This window comes from Streptomyces sp. NBC_01210 (assembly GCF_036010325.1).
In the GTDB taxonomy this organism is placed as follows: domain Bacteria; phylum Actinomycetota; class Actinomycetes; order Streptomycetales; family Streptomycetaceae; genus Streptomyces.
Map to the genome: position 1 here is coordinate 1,880,829 of NZ_CP108549.1, position 18,049 is coordinate 1,898,877.

The window sequence follows — 18,049 nt, forward strand, 5'->3', positions numbered from 1 at the left end:
CAGCCCTCAGAGTGGTGACCGCAATCCGTAACCGAGGAGGCGCCGATGTCGACGCTGCGAGTCACCGCAGAACTGCTCACCGTCCACGAGCACCCGAACGCCGATGCGCTCGAGCTGGCCCAGGTGGGTCTTTACCGCGCGGTCGTCGCCAAGGGCGCGTACCGCAGTGGCGACGCCGCCGTGTACATCCCGGAACAGGCCGTGTTGCCCGCGGAGTTGGTCGAGGAGCTGGGGCTGACCGGGCGTCTTGCCGGCAGGGCGTCCGACCGGGTCAAGGCGGTGCGGCTGCGCGGCGAGCTGTCGCAGGGCATCGTGTGCCGGCCGCGGGCGCTCGCAGACCTCGATCTGGCGCAGGCGGCCGCCGACGGCACGGACTTCGCGGAACTGCTCTCGATCACCAAGTGGTCGCCGCCCATCCCGCCCACGATGGACGGGGAGGTGGAGCGGGCGCCGGAGCTGCTGCCGTGGGTCGACATCGAGAACATCCAGCGCTACCCGGAGATATTCGAGCCGGGCGAGCCTGTGGTGCTGACCGAGAAGCTGCACGGCTCGGCCTGCCTCCTGACGTACAGCGTTGCGGACGGCGAGCGAAGTGGGACGGAAGTACCGCCGGCCGAAGCCGGGAGGGTCCAGGTGTCGTCGAAGGGCTTCGGCTCCAAGGGCCTGGCGCTCAAAGAGGATCCGCGGAATCTGTACTGGCGCGCGGTGCTCGGCCATGACGCCCCCGCGGTCGCGGCGCGCCTCGCAGAGAAGTTGGGGGCGAGCCGGATCGGTCTCTTCGGCGAGGTGTACGGCGCCGGGGTGCAGGACCTCGCCTACGGTGCCAACGCACGCTCCGAGGAGCTGGGTTACGCCGTCTTCGACGTATCGGCGGAGATCGACGGCCAGGTCCGCTGGCTGGACCCGGCCGAGCTGCTGGAGGGTGAACTGCCGCTCGTGCCACGGCTGTACGAGGGCCCGTACGACATCGAGAAGGTGCTGGAGCTGGCGAGCGGGCGGGAGACCGTGTCCGGGCGCGAGCTGCATCTGCGCGAGGGGGTCGTGATCCGTCCGGCCACCGAGCGCTACAGCCCGGTGGTGGGCGGCCGGGCGATCGCCAAGGCGGTCAGCCCCGCGTATCTGACGCGCAAGGGCGGCACGGAGTACGAGTAGGGCGGCCCTGCGCGGCCGAGGGGAAGGGGCGGGCCCGTCACGGGGGTGCGGGCCCACCGTCCCTCGACCGTGTCCTCAATCGCCGGACGGGCTTGACTTTCAAGCCCGTCCGGCGATTGTCAGCAGCAGTCCTCCGCGGGCCGGCGGCGCTCCGGCAGCAGCCGCGAGCCGGTCATCCGCTCGCCGGAGATGTCGTCCGGGTTGGACAGCACACAGGTCTCCAGCGAGAGACAGCCGCAGCCGATGCAGTCGGTGAGATGGTCACGGAGCCGGCCGAGCTGCTTGATGCGCTCGTCGAGTTCGGTCCGCCAGGCCGCGGACAGCCGCGCCCAGTCCTCACGGTCGGGCGTGCGCTCCTCGGGCAGCTCGGCGAGCGCGTCCCGGATGGTGGCAAGCGGAATACCGACGCGCTGCGCGGCGCGCACGAATGCGACGCGGCGCAGGGCGTCCCTGCTGTAGCGGCGCTGGTTGCCGGTGGTCCTGCGGCTGCTGATCAGGCCCTTGGACTCGTAGAAGTGCAGGGCGGACACGGCCGCGCCACTGCGCGCGGACAGCTGGCCGACCGTGAGCTCGTGGATCTTCTCGGGAATCTGTGGCACTCCTCGAACCCTACTGGTCGAGTGTTCACGGTCGTCCGTTGACAGGAGTGCGTCTGCGCAACCATGCTGAGCAAGCGCTTAGACAGAAGCTTGTGAACGCTTGAGAGGCAGGGACCAGGGACATGGCCGAGCCGAGGATCTTCACCTCCGCCGATGAACTGCGCGCCGGAGTCGGCGCGCAGCTGGGGCACAGCGAATGGCTGGAAATCGAGCAGAAGCGGATCGATCTCTTCGCCGACGCCACCGGGGACCACCAGTGGATCCATGTGGACCCGGAGCGGGCCGCGAGCGGCCCCTTCGGCACGACGATCGCGCACGGCTATCTCACACTGTCGCTGCTGCCGACCTTCGTACCGCAGATCCTGCGGGTCGAGGGCATGAAGATGGGCATCAACTACGGGGCCAACAAGGTCCGCTTCCCCTCCCCCGTGCCGGTGGGCTCGCGGCTGCGCGCGTCGGCGGTCCTGCAGAACGTCGAGGAGGCGGGCGGCGGTGTGCAGGTGACCGCCCTCGTCACGGTGGAGCGCGAGGGCGGCGACAAGCCGGTGTGCGTGGCCGAGTCGGTGTCCCGCTACTACTTCTGAGCGCCGGCCGAGGCCGCTGCTGAACTACTTCCGAGCGGCGACCATACGCAGGACGAGGTCGGCGTAGAGCGCGCCGACCTCGTCGGGCGTCCTGCTCCCCCGCACGTTGAACCAGCGCGCCACATCGATGCAGAGCGACAGCACGGCGACCGTGGTGCCGGGCACGTCGGGGACGTCGAACTCCCCCATCTCCACGCCGTCGCGCAGAATGCCCCGCACGACGGCGTCGCTCCGGCGCCGCAGCTCCAGGATCTCGGTGCGGTGGTCGTCGGAGAGCGCGTCGATTTCGTACTGCACCACGTGCGCGGTGTCGTGCCGCCCGGCGTGCCAGCGTACGAAGGAGCGCACCGCGTCGGCGAGCCGCTCGGACGGTGCGCCGTCGCCGGCGGCCGCCGCCGAAAGGATCTCCAGCGCCTTGTCGTGCCCGATCCGGCTGATCCGGTGGAGCAGCTCTTCCTTGGTCTTGTAGTGGATGTAGAGCGCGGCCGGGCTCATCCCGGCGCGGCCGGCGATGTCCCGGGTCGTCGTCGCGTGGTAGCCGCGTTCGGCGAAGGCCTCGACGGCGGCGACGAGCAGCCTTCTGGCCGCCTCGGGCGTAACCTCGCCCCACGGCATGTCCTCGTCGGCCGTGTCCTGCGCCGTACTCATCCACTCGCCCCTTCCGTTCACCAGAACGAACACCATACCCCGCCGGTGAGCAAGCGCTTAGGACTTCTGGTCAGAGCTTCTGGAAGGGGTCGTGCTCGGCGAGCATCTTCTCCAGCCGTGCCTGGTCGACGCGGCTGACGATCTGCCCGGCCTCCTGACGGTCCCTGATCACCTTGGCCAGGGTGAACGCCGAGGTCGTGAGGTAGAGGACGGCGATGGCGAGGAAGCCGCGCACCCAAGCGTCCGCGTCGAGATAGAGGATGCCGAGGCCGACGGCCGCCAGGGCGACGGCGAAGGAGGCGACGGCCTGTCCGTAGAAAGCCGCCGTGTTCTGCTGTTTGACCGGTGTTTCACTCATGCCGGTCAGCATCGGCCGGTGTGGCCGGTGCTACATCCGCTCCCGTACTCACCCGCGTACTCAGAAGCCCGGAAACCACAAGCCCACACCGCAGAAGCCCGGAAACCGCCGGCTCAGAACGCGGAGACTCCGGTGAGCGCGCGACCGATGATCAGCTTCTGGATCTGACTGGTGCCTTCGTAGAGGGTCATCACCCGGGCGTCGCGCAGCAGTTTGCCGACCGGGTACTCGTCGATGTACCCGTAGCCGCCGAAGACCTGCAGAGCGTTGTTGGCGCATCGCACGGCGGCCTCGGAGGCGAAGAGCTTGGCCTGGGACGCGGCGGTGGCGAACTCCTCGCCGCGGTCGACGAGGTCGGCGACCCGCCAGGTCAGCAGCCGGGCCGCGTCCACGTCCACCGAGATGTCGCTGATCAGCTCCTGGACCAGCTGGTACGAGGCGATGGACCTGCCGAACTGCTCGCGCTCGCCCGCATAGCCGACGGCCGCGTCGAGGGCGGCCTGCGCGATGCCCACGCAGCCCGCCGCGACCGACATCCGCCCCTTGGCCAGCGCGGACATGGCGATGGAGAAGCCCTTGCCCTCGGGGCCGAGCAGGGTGGCGGCGGGGACACGGACGTCCTCGAGAACCAGCTCGGCGGTGGCCTGGCCGCGCAGGCCGAGCTTTCCGTGGATGGTGCGACGGCTCAGCCCGGGGGTGTCGGCCGGCACCAGAAAGGCGGAGACGCCCTTGTGGCCGGGCGTGTCGTTGGTACGGGCGAAGAGGAGCACCACATCGGCCCAGGTGCCGTTGGTGATGAACATCTTGGAGCCGTTGATGACGTAGTCGTCGCCGTCGCGCACGGCCCTGGTGGTCAGATTTCCCGCGTCGGAGCCGGTGCCCGGCTCGGTGAGCCCGAAGCAGCCGATCGACTCGCCTGCGGTGAGCCGGGGCAGCCACTCGCGCTTCTGCGACTCGTCACCCCAGGCGGCGATCGTCTTGGTCACCAGGCCGAGGGATACGGAGACGATGCCGCGCACCGAGGAATCGCCTCGCCCGAGCTCCTCCGTGACCAGGCAGTACGCCAGGTGGTCACCGCCGGAGCCGCCGTACCGCTCATCGATGGTGAGCCCGAGGAAGCCCAGCGCGCCCAGCTTCTTCACGATCGACTTGTCGACGGTCTCGGCGCGGTCCCATACGACGACATGCGGGGTGATCTCACGGTCGACGAAGTCCTTGGCCAGCTGCCGGACGGCTGCCTGCTCCTCGCTGAGCTCCAGGTCCATATGCGACCACCCCACTTTTAACTATCACTGCTAGTTTCTTGTTGGCAGGCCCTACTATGTGCCGCATGGCCCGACCGCGCAAGCCCCTCCTCAGCAGAGAACGCATCGTCGAAACGGCGAGCGCACTCGTGGACGCGGAGGGTCTGGACGCCGTCTCCACCCGACGGCTCGCCGCCGAGCTGGGCGTCAGCGGGCCCTCCCTGTACAACCACTTCCGCAACAAGGACGAGATCCTCGAAGCGGTCGCCGACGCGGTCAGCGCCCAGGTCGATCTGTCGATGTTCGAGGAGGACGACGGCCGCGACTGGCGCACCGCGCTCCACGACTGGGCCGTCTCCTACCGCGCCGCCCTGACCGCCCACCCCAACACGGTCCCTGTCCTCGCCCGCGGCCCCGGCCGCCGCCCGGCCGGTCTGCGGGTGGCCGACGCCGTCTTCGGCGCGATGGTCCGCGCCGGCTGGCCCCCGGCCCAGGCGACCCATATCGGCGCCCTGATGCGGTACTTCATCACCGGCTCGGCGCTCGGCTCCTTCGCCCGCGGATTCGTCGACGACGAGACGGCGTACGACCCGGCCGACTATCCGCATCTCGGCCAGGCCCATCTGCTCGCCGACCGGCAGCAGAAGGTGGACGAAGGCGCATTCGAGACAGGGCTGCGGGCGCTCATCGACGGCCTCGCCGTCCAGTACACGGCCCTGGTGCGCGCATAGCGGGCGGCTCGCCCCCCGTCCAGGCGCCCCCCATACCGGATGCACCGGGACAGTTCGGCCGCTGCCGAAGGAGGAATGGCCGATCCTGGAGTCATGCAATCCGGAGCCCTGGCCGCACTCGCCGCGCTGCTCGCCGATGAGACCCGCGCCTCCTTCTGTCTTGCACTGCTCGACGGGCGGGCCTGGACGGCCGGCGAGCTCGCACGGCATGCGCAAGTCGCGGCGTCGACCGCCAGTGAGCATCTCGGCAAGCTCGTCACGGGCGGGCTGCTCGCCGAGGAGCGGCAGGGCCGGCACCGGTATGTGCGCCTTGCCGACGAACGCGTCGCGCATCTCGTCGAGGAGCTCGCCTCGTATGCCGCGCCGGCATCCGATCCGGCACCGCGGTCACTGCGGGTGGCGAGTGCGCGCAGCGCCATGGCGCGCGGGCGGACCTGCTACGACCATCTCGCCGGGCGGCTCGGAATCGCGATCACGCAGGCCATGACCGTACGCGGGCTGCTGCGCCAGGACACCGGATTTGCGCTGACCGATCAAGGAACGGCCTGGTTCGGGGAGTTGGGCATCGAGCTGCAACGGAAGGGGCGGCGTCCGCTCGTACGAGGATGCCTGGACTGGACCGAGCGCAAACCGCATCTCGCGGGGATCGCCGGGGCGGAGCTGTGCCGGCATGCGCTGGATACGGGCTGGTGCGTACGGATCGGGTCCGAGCGTGCGGTGAAGGTGACCGCGGACGGCGAGCGGGCGCTGGGCGAACTGCTCGGCATCGAGCCGGAGATATTGCGGTGAGCGCCGAAGGGTCGGGGACGTACGGTCGCCCCATGACGAACCCCGCGCACCCCGCCCCCCGCCCACAGTGGCCCGCGCTGGCCGCGGCCGGCGTCACCGTCCTGCTGTGGGCCTCGGCCTTTGTGTCGATCCGCAGTGCAGGCGGGGCGTACTCTCCCGGCGCACTCGCCCTCGGGCGGCTGCTCGCCGGGTCCCTCGTACTCGGCATCTTTCTGCTGATACGGCGCGAGGGGCTGCCGCCGCGCGCCGCCTGGCCCGGGATCGCCGTCTCGGGGCTGCTCTGGTTCGGCGTCTACATGGTGGTGCTCAACTGGGGCGAGCAGGAGGTCGACGCGGGCACGGCCGCGATGGTGGTGAACATCGGGCCGATCCTCATCGCGCTGCTCGGCGCGCGACTGCTGGGCGAGGCGCTGCCGCCGCGGCTGCTGGCCGGGATGGCGGTGTCGTTCGCGGGAGCGGTGACCGTGGGGCTCTCGATGTCGGGCGAGGGCAGCGCCTCGACGCTGGGTGTGCTGCTGTGTCTGCTGGCGGCGGTGGGGTACGCGGCCGGGGTGGTCGGGCAGAAGCCGGCGCTGGCCCGTGCGAGCGCGCTGCAGGTGACGACGTTCGGCTGTCTGGTCGGGGCGGTGGCCTGTCTGCCGTTCGTCGGGCAGCTGGTCGACGAGGCGAGCCGGGCGCCCCTGTCGGCGACGCTCAACATGGTCTACCTCGGCGTGTTCCCGACCGCGCTGGCGTTCACGACGTGGGCCTACGCCCTGGCACGTACGACGGCGGGACGGATGGGCGCGACGACGTACGCCGTCCCCGCACTGGTCGTCCTGATGTCCTGGCTGGCGCTGGACGAGGTGCCGGCCGGGCTGACGCTGGCAGGAGGCGCGCTGTGTCTGGCCGGTGTGGCGGTCTCCCGCTCCCGCGGCCGGGCGCAGAAGCCGGCGGCGGGAGGGGGAGAGCACGCCCCCGCATGCGGGCCGCGCTCTCGCTCGTCAGCTCGCAAATGAGTGCGGCCGCCCCGCCGGGGGATGATGGGGCGGCCGTACAGAGGGTTCTCACGGGCGGGGGAAGCGCGACCGGCTCAATCCACCGCGGAAGCGATCTGTGTTTCGGTGGGCCGGGCGGCGGTCCTGGCGGCGGCGCGCGCCCTGATGGATGCAACGTGCATAGGTCACGCGTCCGGCTGTTGCACGCCGGTGATGATGATTTGGAGCTCTCTCCCGTGGGCGGGAGACTCTCCCCTGGATTGCTCCGGGGAGTTGGACAGCGCTTGCGTCTGCCTGACGACTGCCCTCCCGGCAGCCGAGGCGAGCTCGAGACCCGCCCAGTCGACGTTCCGGCCCGCGTTGTAGTCGGCATTGCCCGACCAACCGCAGTCGGGGTTCTTGCACACGAACACCGCTTGGGACTCCCTGCTGCCAGGCGTGGTGCGCCCGCACACGGAACAGCGCAACGAAGTTCCAGCTGCGGGGACCTTGACGAGGAACCCGCCGCGGTCGGCAACCTTGTAGGCAAGGAAAGCGACCGTTCGTCCCCACGCCTCGCCCACGATCTTGCGGTTGAGGCCTGCCTTCTGCGCCACATTGGCGCCAGGCAGCTCAGCCGTCCCCTTCGCCGACTTGGTCATGTTCGTGATGCGGAGACCTTCTACCGAGACCAACACGAAACCCTCGGCGATCTTGGTTGTGGTCTTGTGCTGCCAGTCCAGTGCCCGACGCTTGGCTCTCGCGCGCAGGTCGCCGATCTGGTCGTATACGGCATGCAGCCTCTTGGATGCATGCCCGTCACGCTTGCCGAATCGCTTGCGGTGCGCAGCCTTCTGCTCGGCGCGCAACAGGCGCGCAGCTTCCTCCTCGGTCAGCCATGGTCCGTGGTCGTATGTGCTGCCGTCCGAGAGGGCCAGCGGCACGGTGATGCCTGCGTCGATCCCAACATGTGAATGCGCCCATGGGCGCGGCTCCGACGGCGCCACCAACGTTTCGACGCGAAACGAGATGCGCCAGCCGAGCGCGTCCTTGACCAACCGCGCTCCAGTAATCCTCCCGGGGGGACCGCCCTTCGTCACGCCAGGCAGTCCCTTCGTCCACCGAAATCGAACCCGACCGACCTTCGGAATGTTGACCACTCCCCATCGGCGGTGCACCCGCGCCACACGCAGGTGTCCACCTTGGGGGATGTCGACTGCCGGAATGGTGCGGATCCGGGACTTGAACGTCGGCGTCGCCGCTCGACCCTCCCAGCAGTTCACCCATGCGCGGTGGTACGTCTTGAGCACGGCCTGCGCAGCCTGTGCCGGCAACACAGCCAGCCAGTCGACGTTCTTGCGAGCCCACCGGATTTCAGCGTCCAGGTACTCCAGGGGCGGACGACGGCGCCCGCACTGCAGGTACAACTCGTGCAGCAGATTCCACAACGCCCGCGCCGCATGCGCCTGTTCATCCAGCAGAGCTACCTGTGAGGCAGTGAGCGCAAGTCGGGCACAATGCCCACGCCGTCGCTTCACCGCGCCCCCCTCGAATTGCCCTGACGATCAGATCAACGACGCCATGGACGTAACGACACGCGTTCGCAAACAGAACGCACAACGGAGCGGATAGGCCGCTCGCACACCCACCCCGGCCGAGCTGGCGGCAGGGGTGATACGTGAAAGGGGCTCTAAAAGACGATCAGCGCCCTGCCGCCCTTGCCCTCCAGCATGTTGTCGAACGCCCCGGCGATCCCGTCAAGACTGATGCGGTCGGTCACCAGACTGCCCAGGTCAAGCCGCCCCGCGCGGATATGGTCTGCCAGCACGGGCAGGTCACGGGCCGGATCGCTGTTGCCGTAGACGCAGCCGGAGAGCGTACGGCCCCAATGGAAGATCTCCAGTGCGTTAAAGCTGACCTGCTGGTCCTTGCCTCCGATGCCGACCACCGTGGTGCGGCCGCCGCGGCGGGTGGAGTCCCAGGCGGTGCGGATGGTGGCGGCCCGGCCGACGCACTCGATGGCGACGTCCGCGCCCTGGCCGCCGGTGAGCTTACGGATCTCCTTGGCGGTGGTGTCGGAGGCGATGACGTAGTCGGTGGCGCCCGCCCCGCGGGCGAGTGACTCCTTCTCCGGGGACACATCGACGGCGATGATCGTCGCCGCGCCGGCGATACGGGCGGACTGGAGGGTGGCGAGGCCGACGCCGCCGACGCCGAAGACCGCCACCGACTCTCCCTGACGGACGCGGGCGGAGTGATGGACGGCGCCGTAGCCGGTGAGGACCGCGCAGCCGAGCAGGGCGGCATCGGCGAGCGGAACGCCGTCCGGGACCGGCAGAACACAGTTCGCGGCGACGACGGTCTCCTCGGCGAAGGCCGCGACGTTCAGGCCTGGGTGGAGTTCGGTGCCGTCGGCGGTACGGGCATAGACGCTTGCGGCGCCGGTGAGCGCGTTGGCGCACAGCCACACCTCGCCGATCCCGCAATGGTGGCAACTACCGCACGACGGCGCCCAGTTGAGGACGACACCGTCGCCGGGGGCGACATGGGTGACGCCTTCTCCGACGGAGACGACCGTACCGGCGCCCTCATGCCCGAGGACGGCCGGGACGGGGACGCGCATGGTGCCGTTGGACAGGGACAGATCGGAGTGGCAGACCCCGGCGGCGGCGAGGCGGACCCTCACCCTGCCGGGGCCCGGCTCGGGCAGTTCGATGTCGGTGATCTCCAGCGGAGATCCGACGGCGGGCAGTACGGCGGCGCGGACCATGATGCGTGAGGCTCCCGGCTCAGAACTGGAGGGACTTGGTCTGGAGGTACTCGGACAGACCGTGCGGGCCGAGCTCGCGGCCGACGCCGGACTGCTTGTAGCCGCCGAACGGTGCAAGGGGGTTGAAGCGGCCGCCGTTGATGTCGACCTGTCCTGTGTCCATCCGGCGCGCGAAGGCGACGGCCTCCGCCTCGTCGCCGGCCCAGACCGCGCCCGCGAGACCGTAGACGGTGCCGTTGGCGATACGGAGCGCGTCCTCCTCGTCCTCGTACTTGAGTACGGAGACCACCGGGCCGAAGATCTCCTCCTGCGCGATGGTCATGTCCTCGGTGACATCGGCGAAGACGGTCGGGCTGACGTAGTAGCCCGTCTCGTGCGGGGCATCGGGGCCGCCCGCGACCAGGCGGGCACCCTCGGCGACGCCCTTCTTGATATAGCCGCGTACGCGCTGCTGCTGCTTGGCGTTGACCAGCGGGCCGACCCGCTCGCCCGGCACATACTTGGCGACCGCGGCGGCCGCGAGCGCGACCGCCTCGTCGTACTGGTCCTTGTGCACCAGCATCCGGGTCCAGGCACTGCAGGTCTGGCCGGAGTTGGACATGACGTTGGCGATGCCGACACTGACGGCCTTGGCCAGGTCGGCGCTCGGCAGGATGACATTGGCCGACTTGCCACCGAGCTCCAGGGCGACCCGTTTGACGGCGGCGCCGGCCGTCGCGCCGATCTGCTTGCCGACCGCGGTGGAGCCGGTGAAGGAGACCAGGTCGACACCCTCGTGCGCGGCGAGTGCCTGGCCGGCGACCGGGCCGAGGCCGGTCACCAGGTTGAACACTCCGGCGGGCAGGCGGGCCTCGTGCGCGGCCTCGGCGAAGAGCTGCGCGGTCAGCGGGGTGTCCTCGGCCGGCTTGAGTACGACCGTGCAGCCCGCAGCGAGGGCCGGGGCCACCTTGGCGACGACCTGGTGCAGCGGGTAGTTCCAGGGCGTGATGGCGCCGACCACACCGACCGGCTCCAGCAGCACGGTGGAGTTGCCGATCTTCTCCTCGAAGGAGTAGGAGGCGGCCAGTTCCGCGTACGAGCCGGCGACCAGGACCGGCACTCCCGCGTGGACCATCTGCGAGAGGGCGAGGGGTGCGCCGAGCTCGGCGGTGACCGTCTCCGCGATCTCGTCCTTGCGGGCCACGAGTACGTCGCGCAGCGCCGCGATCCGCGCCGCCCGTTCGGCGGGCGGGGTGGCTGCCCAGGCCGGGAAGGCCTCGCGGGCGGCGCGTACGGCGGCGTCGACATCCTCCGCCGTACCGGCCGGGACATGGGCGATGACCTGCTCGTCCGCCGGATTCACCACCGCGATCGTGTCGGGTCCGGCGGCCGGCCGCCACTGGCCGCCGATATACATGCCGTCGTGAGCCTTCATCGCACTCCTCCAGAACCTGCGGTAGTCGTCCGGACCCCAAACTAGCGATGTTAGTTTTTGGGCGCCAGGGGCACCCGGGGTGAGGAGACCGCCGCAGGTGTCAGGCGTCCAGCCCGAGGAGGTCGGGGGGAGCGGGACAGATCCGTCGTCCTTGGTGGTCGAAGACGTAGAGATGCGCGAGGTCGACCAGGAGCGGCACCTGCGCGCCGGTACGCAGCCGGACGTCGGGGCCGGTCCTGACGACCAGGTCGCTCACGGAACCGGCTTGACGCTCGTACGTGGGAGCGGCGGGCTCCGGTGCCGGTTCCGGGTCGTCGAGCACCACGACAGGACCCGAGACATGCGCGGCCGCACGCTCCTTCAGCCAGGTCAGCACGCTCGGGCCGCCGCCGCTTCTGCCCCGGCGCCGGCGCGCGGTGGGCTGCGGCTTGGGCGACTCCAGATCGGCGACCACCGCGGGCTGCGATCCGGTGTTGAAGTACACCAGCGCTTCATGGCCCTGGTACTCCATGTGCTCGACGATCCCGGTCAGCGCGACCTCGCCGGGGCGCGCCTGGCTCGGCGGAGCGATCCGGGTCGCCTCGGAACGCAGGCCGACGATGATCTGCCGGCCCTGCTGGATACGGAGCAGCTGGTGGTCGATGCTGAGGGGCTCGGGCAGCGGCAGCCGCTGCTTGCCCAGGTCGATCGACATAGGGCCGTCCAGCGGCGCGTACACGACGGCCTGCAGCAGATTGATGCGCGGGGTGCCGATGAACGCGGCGACGAAGACATTCTCCGGCAGGGCGTAGGTCTCGCGCGGAGTGCTCACCTGCTGCAGCACACCACCGCGCATCACCGCGACCCGGTCGCCGAGCGACATCGCCTCGGCCTGGTCGTGCGTGACATAAACGGTCGTCACGCCCAACTCGGCGGTGAGCTGCGAGATTTCGGCGCGCAGATGGTTGCGCAGCTTGGCGTCGAGGTTGGACAGCGGCTCGTCCATCAGGAAGACGGACGGCCGCCGGGATATGGCCCGGCCCATCGCGACCCGCTGGCGTTCGCCGCCGGACAGCTGGCTGGGATAGCGGTCGAGGACGTCCTCGATACCGAGCATCCGGGCGGTGGCCTCGACCTGCGGGCCGCTGTCCAGGCGGGGGTTCTCCAGTCGCAGCGGGAAGCCGATGTTCTCGCGGTTCGTCATGCTCGGATACAGCGCGAAGTTCTGGAACACCATGGCCATCGCACGGTCGCGGGGCGGGATGTGGTTGGCGTACTCGCCGTCGAGCAGCAACTCCCCCTCGGTGATGTCCTCGAGGCCGGCGATCATGCGCAGCACGGTCGACTTGCCGCAGCCCGAGGGGCCCAGCAGCACCACGAACTCTCCCGGCTCGATGTCGAGGGAGAAGCGTTCGACGGCACGGGTGGCGCGTCCGTACCTCTTGCTGACGCTGTGCAGTGAAATGGCGCGACTCATATGGTTCCGCCAGGAGAAGAGGAGGAGCGACCGAGACGCCTGAAACTAGCCGACTACTCCCCGTCGGGGAATGTTTCGCGCAAAGGTTGGGGGTGGGCTCTTTGTAGTACGGAGCTGTCCGTCACCAGGAGACGACCTCGGCCATGGTCTCGTCCGTCGCGAACCCCGGCCTCCGCCGGGCGGGTTGACTGCCGGGCGCCCAATCCGGCCGCGACCAGCAGAAGCGTGCCCAGCATGACGAACGGCGCGGCCGTGCCCGCGATACCCGCGACCAGTCCGGCGGAAGCGGGAGCGGCGACCTGGCCGAGGCGGTTTCCGGTCAGCCTCAGGGCGAGTGCGGTTGAGCGCGCCTGAGCCGGGGCAGCCTGGACGACCGTCGTCATCGACAGCGGCTGACCGACGCCCAGACAGAAGCCGAGGACAGCGAGCATCACGGCGAGCGCCCGGACCGGGACGGGCAGCGCGATGCCCGCGCACAGGAGACCGCCGAGCAGACAGGTCACGGTCATCAGCACCGTACGGCCCAGCAGCCGGATCATCGGCGTCATCACAAGGCGGCAGGCGACGGTCGCCGCCGCGCGCAGGCTCAGCAGCAGACCGATGGTGGCGGGGGCGATACCGCGGTGCTCGCCGATCACCGGCAGATAGGCCGTGAGGATGTCGGTGGCCGAGAGCACGGCGAGGCTGATGAAGATCCCGGCAGGCACGCCGCGGGTGCGCAGTATGCGGTGTACGGGGACCTTGGACCGCGGTTCGCGGGCCGGGCGGCCGGTGCTGCGGTGCTCGATGCGCCAGAGCGAGGTGAAGGAGACGGCCGCCACGGCCGCCGAGACGACCAGGGCGAGTGCGCTCGTACGGCCCATGGCGCCGTCCTGCTCGGAGACCAGGAACCCGGCGACGATCGGTCCGCCGAGTTGGCCGAGCGAGGCGCCGATGGTGAAGTGGCCGAAGTCGCGGTCCTGTTCGTCCGGGGCCGACTGGCGGGCGACGATCGACTGGGCGCCGATGACGAAGCAGAGATGGCCGAGGCCCATCACTCCGCTCCAGGCAGCCATCGCGAGAAGTGAGACCGCCGTACCGCTGAGGGCACACCCGCCGGAGATCAGGGCGACACCGATGGGCAGCAGGGGTGCACACCGCCCATGGTCCGTCCTGCGCCCCAGCGGTACGGCGGCGAACAGGGGAAGCAGCGCGTACACGCCTGCGATCACCCCGATCGCGCGCTCGTCGGCGCCCAGGGCAAGAGCCCGGTAGGAGACGGCCGGCCGTGCCATCGACACCGCGCCCTGCGCGAAAGCGAAGGCGATGACGAGGCGCAGCAGCCAGCTCCTGCCGGGCTCTTGAGAAGCAGGCACCATCAGATGATGCCGAAGAGGACTCCGGCACCGAGCACCACCAGTGAGGTGAGCGCGGCCCATTTGACCGTGAACCTGGTGTGGTCGCCGAACTCGACCTTGGCCATGCCGACGAGGACGTACACGGCGGGGACCAGCGGGCTCGACATGTGCAGGGCCTGGCCGACCAGCGACGCGCGGGCGATCTCCAGCGAGGAGACGCCGTGGGCGGAGCCCGCTTCGGCGAGGACCGGCAGAACGCCGAAGTAGAAGCCGTCGTTCGACATGAAGTACGTGAGCGGGAGGCTCAACAGGCCGGTGACGATGCCCATGTGCGGGCCCATGCCCTCGGGGATGGCGCCGACCAGCCAGTCGGCCATGTGCTTCACCATGCCGGTGCCGGTGAGGACGCCGGTGAAGACGGCGGCGGCGAAGACCATGCCGGCGACATTGAGGACGTTCTCGGCGTGGGCGGCGACCCGGGCCTTCTGATCGGCCATGTTCGGGAAGTTGACCGTGAGGGCGAGAGCCGCGCCGAGGAGGAAGAGCACCGGGATGGGAAGGTACTCCATGATCATGGCGGCGAGGAGGGCGACGGTGAGCCCGGCGTTGAACCAGTAGAGCTTGGGGCGGAGGGTGACGCGGTTCGGGTCGAGTCCCTGGAAGCCCTCGTCGTCCGCGTCGTTGCCGTCGGTCCCGTCCCTGCGGTCGTCTGCGTCAGCCTTCGCGGGTTCGGCGTCGGCGCCCGTACCGGTGCCACCGGTGAGGCTCTTCTTCGTACCGTTGCCGGCGCCGCCGCCCGATGTGACCAGCACAGTCTCGGTCTCGGTCTCGCTCTCGGTGGCGGTCTCGGTCACCAGCACGTCGTCGAGGGTGAGCACACCGAGGCGCTTGCGCTCGCGCCGGCCCAGCACATAGGCGAGGACGAAGACGAAGAGCAGTCCGACACCGAGCGCCGGGATCATCGGGACGAAGATGTCGGCCGCGTCCACCTTCAGCGCGGTTGCCGCACGGGCGGTGGGGCCGCCCCAGGGCAGGGTGTTCATCACGCCGTTCGCCGTGGCGGCGACACCGGTCATCACGACGAGGCTCATCTTGAGGCGCTTGTAGAGCGGATACATCGCCGAGACGGTGATCATGAAGGTGGTGGAGCCGTCGCCGTCCAGCGAGACGATGGCGGCGAGCACCGCCGTACCGACCACGATGCGCAGCGGGTCCGCCTTGCAGAAGCGCAGGATGCCGCGGACGATCGGGTCGAAGAGGCCGACGTCGATCATGACGCCGAAGTAGACGATCGCGAACATCAGCATCGCCGCGGTGGGGGCGAGATTGCCGACGCCTTCGATGACGTAGTCCCCGAGGTGCGCGCCCTTTCCGACGAGTACGCAGAAGAGTGCGGGGATGAGGACCAACGACGCGATCGGCGACATCTTCTTCATCATGATCAGGACCAGGAAGGTCGCAATCATGGCAAAGCCGAGGATTGTCAGCATTGGGGACACCTAACGTTCATCCTTGAACTCCCACCGGAGCGGCGGTTCGGATGACGTTAGGTGGCGCCAATTGCCGTTAACAAGATGTTGACGTGTGAGCAATACGAGCAAAACCCCAGGTCATCGCAGAGGTGACAGTTCGACCGGGAAGCCGTTGAGCACAGCGGTGCCCGACAGCGGGTCGAGCCGCGAGCCGTCGAGCAGCTGATTGACATTGACTCCGGGACGCGCGGCAGCCACCGACATCCGGGTGCCGGGCCGGTCGTGTCCCCAGCCGTGCGGCAGGCTCACGACTCCGGTCCGTACCGTGTCGGTGATCTCCACCGGCGCCTCGAGCTCTCCTCCGTCCGCACCGATACGGACCGGGGCGCCGTCCTGGAGACCCAGCCGGGCCGCGTCGGCGGGATGGATCTGGAGGGTGCACCGGTTGGAGCCGCCGTTGAGCGTGGCGACGTTGTGCATCCAGCTGTTGTTGGAGCGCAGATGGCGGCGGCCGACGAGGACGAGTGCGCCGGGCCGCTCGTCCAGGGCGCGCCGCAGCCTCGGCAGATCGCCTGCGACGGGTTCCGGCAGCAGCTCGACCCGTCCGCTGCGGGTCCTGAGGATCTGCGGGAGGCGGGGCTGCAGCGGGCCGAGGTCGACGCCGTGCGGGTTCTGGAGGAGATCCTCGAGGGTGAGGTCGTACGGCCCCATGCGCAGCATCAGGTCGAGGCGTCGCTCGGGTCCGGTGCTGCCGATGAGCAGACGGGCCAGGTTCTGGGGGTCTTTGCCGTGGAGCGGGGAGTGCGGGTCGGCGACGGCCTTGGCGAGCGAGCTCTCGATGACCATGTCGTCGACGGCAGACGGGTCGGCGCCGTGCATGCCGGCCACGGCGAGCACCAGCCGGGCCTGGATCTCGCACTCGCCGAGCCTGCCCTTCTCCAGAGGGACGACCGCCGGGCTGTAGCGCGCCTGGTTGCGTACGGCGAAGTTGTTGAAGGAGAAGTCGAAGTGCGCGCTCTGGGACGGCGGCGGCGGAGGCAGCACCACATCCGCGTGCCGGGACGTCTCATTGAGATACGGGTCGACGCTGACCATGAAGTCGAGTTCGGCCAGCGCGCGGTCGAGGCGGTCGCCGTCGGGGGCGGAGAGCACCGGGTTGGCGGCGATGGAGATGACCGCGCGGATCCGTCCGTCGCCGGGGGTGTCGATCTCCTCGGCGAGCGCTGCCATCGGCAGTTCGCCCTTGGCCTCGGGGTGGCCGCTGACCCTGCTGGCCCAGCGGCCGAGCGCGAAGCCCTTGCCGGGGGCGGCGGGGCGGGGTGCGCGGTCGGTGGCGGCGAGCGGGAAGAGCGCGCCGCCGGGGCGGTCGAGATTGCCGGTCAGCACATTGAGTACGTCGACGAGCCAGTTGGCGAGGGTGCCGAACTCGACGGTGCTGCTGCCGACGCGGCCGTATACGGCGGCGGTGGGTGCGGCGGCGAGCTCGCGGGCGATCGTACGGATCTCCTCCGCGTCCATGTCGCAAGCGGCGGCGACCGCTTCCGGTGTGAACTCCGCTATGGCTTCCCGGAGTTCATCGAGGCCCTCGACCTGCGCCTCCAGCGTCCCGAGGTCGGTGAGCTTCTCCTCGAAGAGGACTTGGGCGAGGGCGGCGAGCAGCAGGGCGTCAGCGCCGGGCCGGATCGGGACGTGCCGGTCGGCGAGCTGAGCGGTGCGGGTGCGGCGCGGGTCGACGACGGTGAGTGTGCCGCCGCGCTTGCGGAGTGCCTTGAGCTTGCCGGGGAAGTCGGCCGCGGTGCAGAGGCTGCCGTTGGAGTCGAAGGGGTTGGCGCCGAGGAGCAGCAGATGGTCGGTGCGGTCCAGGTCCGGGACGGGGATGGCGATGGCGTTGCCGAAGAGCAGTCCGCTGGAGACATGCTTGGGCATCTGGTCCAGGGTGCTGGCGGTGAAGAGATTGCGGGTGCGCAGCAAGGAGAGCAGTACGGGGGGATAGAGGGCGCCGGCCATGGTGTGGACGTTCGGGTTGCCGAGGACGACGCCCACGGCGTTCGGCCCGTACTCCTCGATCAGCGGCCTGATCCGGGCCGCGACCTCGTCGAACGCCTCCTCCCAACTCGCCTCCCTCAGCTCGCCGTCCTTGCGCACGAGGGGGGTGCGCAGCCGGTCGGGGTCGCCGTCGAGCTCCCCGAAGGACGCGCCCTTGGGACAGATGAAGCCATGGCTGAAAACGTCGTCGCGGTCTCCGCGAGCACCGGTGACACGGGTGCCCTCGATGGTGAGGGTCAGCCCGCAGGTGGCTTCGCAAAGGGGACAGACGCGCAGTGCGGTACGGGCCGCCTCGGGCGGTGCGGCAGGGGTGCCGTCCGTCGGTGCGGTCTGGGCGGCATTGGTGCGGGACATGGGCCCTCCCCGGGGCGACGGCGGTGGCGCGCGGTTCAGGGCCGAGCATACCGACCGGTATGCATGAGCGGGAGGGGTCGAGCCCTGTACGCCCTCCGGGCGTGTCCCCAATCGCCGGACGGGCTGGATTTTTCCCAGC

16 protein-coding genes are annotated in these 18,049 nt (G+C 69.8%); 5 read left to right on the forward strand and 11 right to left on the reverse strand.

Annotated elements, in window-relative coordinates; genetic code table 11:
- Positions 1–45 precede the first annotated feature (45 nt).
- On the forward strand, positions 46–1,152 hold the full coding sequence (locus tag OG735_RS08445) for an RNA ligase (ATP) (protein WP_327322498.1): 1,107 nt from the start codon (positions 46–48) through the stop codon (positions 1,150–1,152).
- A 119-nt stretch (positions 1,153–1,271) separates the two neighbouring features.
- On the opposite strand, the gene soxR is transcribed toward OG735_RS08445, so the two are convergent.
- Positions 1,272–1,751, reverse strand: a complete 480-nt coding sequence (gene soxR, locus OG735_RS08450) for a redox-sensitive transcriptional activator SoxR (RefSeq protein ID WP_327322500.1) — start codon at positions 1,749–1,751, stop codon at positions 1,272–1,274.
- 122 nt (positions 1,752–1,873) lie between these two features.
- On the opposite strand from soxR, the gene OG735_RS08455 reads away from it, so the two are divergent.
- Positions 1,874–2,335 carry a MaoC family dehydratase gene (locus OG735_RS08455; RefSeq protein ID WP_327322501.1) on the forward strand — a complete coding sequence of 154 codons (462 nt, stop codon included), beginning with the start codon at positions 1,874–1,876 and terminating at the stop codon, positions 2,333–2,335.
- A 24-nt stretch (positions 2,336–2,359) separates the two neighbouring features.
- On the opposite strand, the gene OG735_RS08460 is transcribed toward OG735_RS08455, so the two are convergent.
- The 3 genes from OG735_RS08460 to OG735_RS08470 form a co-directional block, all read right to left on the reverse strand.
- Positions 2,360–2,983, reverse strand: a complete 624-nt coding sequence (locus OG735_RS08460; RefSeq protein ID WP_327322502.1) for a TetR/AcrR family transcriptional regulator — start codon at positions 2,981–2,983, stop codon at positions 2,360–2,362.
- Between the two features lie 70 nt (positions 2,984–3,053).
- Complete coding sequence (locus OG735_RS08465; RefSeq protein ID WP_327322503.1) at positions 3,054–3,341, reverse strand: YiaA/YiaB family inner membrane protein; 288 nt, start codon at positions 3,339–3,341, stop codon at positions 3,054–3,056.
- A gap of 113 nt (positions 3,342–3,454) precedes the next feature.
- The gene (locus OG735_RS08470) at positions 3,455–4,606 is read right to left on the reverse strand and encodes an acyl-CoA dehydrogenase family protein (protein ID WP_327322504.1); all 1,152 of its coding nucleotides are present in this window, start codon (positions 4,604–4,606) and stop codon (positions 3,455–3,457) included.
- A gap of 65 nt (positions 4,607–4,671) precedes the next feature.
- On the opposite strand from OG735_RS08470, the gene OG735_RS08475 reads away from it, so the two are divergent.
- From OG735_RS08475 to OG735_RS08485, 3 genes are all read left to right on the forward strand, one after another.
- Positions 4,672–5,316: a TetR/AcrR family transcriptional regulator gene (locus OG735_RS08475; protein ID WP_327322506.1), complete on the forward strand. Its 645-nt coding sequence runs from the start codon at positions 4,672–4,674 to the stop codon at positions 5,314–5,316.
- Between the two features lie 93 nt (positions 5,317–5,409).
- Positions 5,410–6,105: an ArsR/SmtB family transcription factor gene (locus OG735_RS08480; protein WP_327322508.1), complete on the forward strand. Its 696-nt coding sequence runs from the start codon at positions 5,410–5,412 to the stop codon at positions 6,103–6,105.
- Between the two features lie 32 nt (positions 6,106–6,137).
- Positions 6,138–7,103, forward strand: a complete 966-nt coding sequence (locus OG735_RS08485) for a DMT family transporter (protein WP_327322510.1) — start codon at positions 6,138–6,140, stop codon at positions 7,101–7,103.
- Between the two features lie 164 nt (positions 7,104–7,267).
- Here the strand turns inward: OG735_RS08485 and OG735_RS08490 are convergent, their stop codons facing one another.
- The 7 genes from OG735_RS08490 to OG735_RS08520 form a co-directional block, all read right to left on the reverse strand.
- The gene (locus OG735_RS08490) at positions 7,268–8,599 is read right to left on the reverse strand and encodes an RNA-guided endonuclease InsQ/TnpB family protein (protein ID WP_327322512.1); all 1,332 of its coding nucleotides are present in this window, start codon (positions 8,597–8,599) and stop codon (positions 7,268–7,270) included.
- 152 nt (positions 8,600–8,751) lie between these two features.
- The gene (locus OG735_RS08495) at positions 8,752–9,831 is read right to left on the reverse strand and encodes a Zn-dependent alcohol dehydrogenase (RefSeq protein ID WP_327322514.1); all 1,080 of its coding nucleotides are present in this window, start codon (positions 9,829–9,831) and stop codon (positions 8,752–8,754) included.
- 19 nt (positions 9,832–9,850) lie between these two features.
- Positions 9,851–11,245 (reverse strand): aldehyde dehydrogenase family protein, encoded by a 1,395-nt coding sequence (locus OG735_RS08500; protein ID WP_327322516.1) that lies wholly within the window; start codon positions 11,243–11,245, stop codon positions 9,851–9,853.
- 100 nt (positions 11,246–11,345) lie between these two features.
- On the reverse strand, positions 11,346–12,701 hold the full coding sequence (locus OG735_RS08505) for an ABC transporter ATP-binding protein (RefSeq protein ID WP_327322518.1): 1,356 nt from the start codon (positions 12,699–12,701) through the stop codon (positions 11,346–11,348).
- A gap of 53 nt (positions 12,702–12,754) precedes the next feature.
- Entirely contained in the window at positions 12,755–14,059 is a 1,305-nt protein-coding gene (locus OG735_RS08510; protein ID WP_327322519.1) for an MFS transporter, read from the reverse strand.
- Positions 14,059–15,528: a CitMHS family transporter gene (locus OG735_RS08515; protein WP_327322520.1), complete on the reverse strand. Its 1,470-nt coding sequence runs from the start codon at positions 15,526–15,528 to the stop codon at positions 14,059–14,061. Before OG735_RS08515 ends, OG735_RS08510 begins: the two co-directional genes overlap by 1 nt.
- A gap of 120 nt (positions 15,529–15,648) precedes the next feature.
- Positions 15,649–17,910 carry a molybdopterin oxidoreductase family protein gene (locus OG735_RS08520; RefSeq protein ID WP_327322521.1) on the reverse strand — a complete coding sequence of 754 codons (2,262 nt, stop codon included), beginning with the start codon at positions 17,908–17,910 and terminating at the stop codon, positions 15,649–15,651.
- Between the last annotated feature and the right edge of the window lie 139 nt (positions 17,911–18,049).

Coding starts and splice junctions, on each gene's coding strand:
- OG735_RS08480 (WP_327322508.1), top strand. CDS start 5,410: ATGCAATCCGGAGCCCTGGCCGCACTCGCCGCGCTGCTCGCCGATGAG.
- OG735_RS08445 (WP_327322498.1), top strand. CDS start 46: ATGTCGACGCTGCGAGTCACCGCAGAACTGCTCACCGTCCACGAGCAC.
- OG735_RS08455 (WP_327322501.1), top strand. CDS start 1,874: ATGGCCGAGCCGAGGATCTTCACCTCCGCCGATGAACTGCGCGCCGGA.
- OG735_RS08500 (WP_327322516.1), bottom strand. CDS start 11,245: ATGAAGGCTCACGACGGCATGTATATCGGCGGCCAGTGGCGGCCGGCC.
- OG735_RS08465 (WP_327322503.1), bottom strand. CDS start 3,341: ATGAGTGAAACACCGGTCAAACAGCAGAACACGGCGGCTTTCTACGGA.
- OG735_RS08460 (WP_327322502.1), bottom strand. CDS start 2,983: ATGAGTACGGCGCAGGACACGGCCGACGAGGACATGCCGTGGGGCGAG.
- OG735_RS08505 (WP_327322518.1), bottom strand. CDS start 12,701: ATGAGTCGCGCCATTTCACTGCACAGCGTCAGCAAGAGGTACGGACGC.
- OG735_RS08510 (WP_327322519.1), bottom strand. CDS start 14,059: ATGGTGCCTGCTTCTCAAGAGCCCGGCAGGAGCTGGCTGCTGCGCCTC.
- OG735_RS08515 (WP_327322520.1), bottom strand. CDS start 15,528: ATGCTGACAATCCTCGGCTTTGCCATGATTGCGACCTTCCTGGTCCTG.
- OG735_RS08470 (WP_327322504.1), bottom strand. CDS start 4,606: ATGGACCTGGAGCTCAGCGAGGAGCAGGCAGCCGTCCGGCAGCTGGCC.
- OG735_RS08520 (WP_327322521.1), bottom strand. CDS start 17,910: ATGTCCCGCACCAATGCCGCCCAGACCGCACCGACGGACGGCACCCCT.
- OG735_RS08475 (WP_327322506.1), top strand. CDS start 4,672: ATGGCCCGACCGCGCAAGCCCCTCCTCAGCAGAGAACGCATCGTCGAA.
- OG735_RS08485 (WP_327322510.1), top strand. CDS start 6,138: ATGACGAACCCCGCGCACCCCGCCCCCCGCCCACAGTGGCCCGCGCTG.
- OG735_RS08495 (WP_327322514.1), bottom strand. CDS start 9,831: ATGGTCCGCGCCGCCGTACTGCCCGCCGTCGGATCTCCGCTGGAGATC.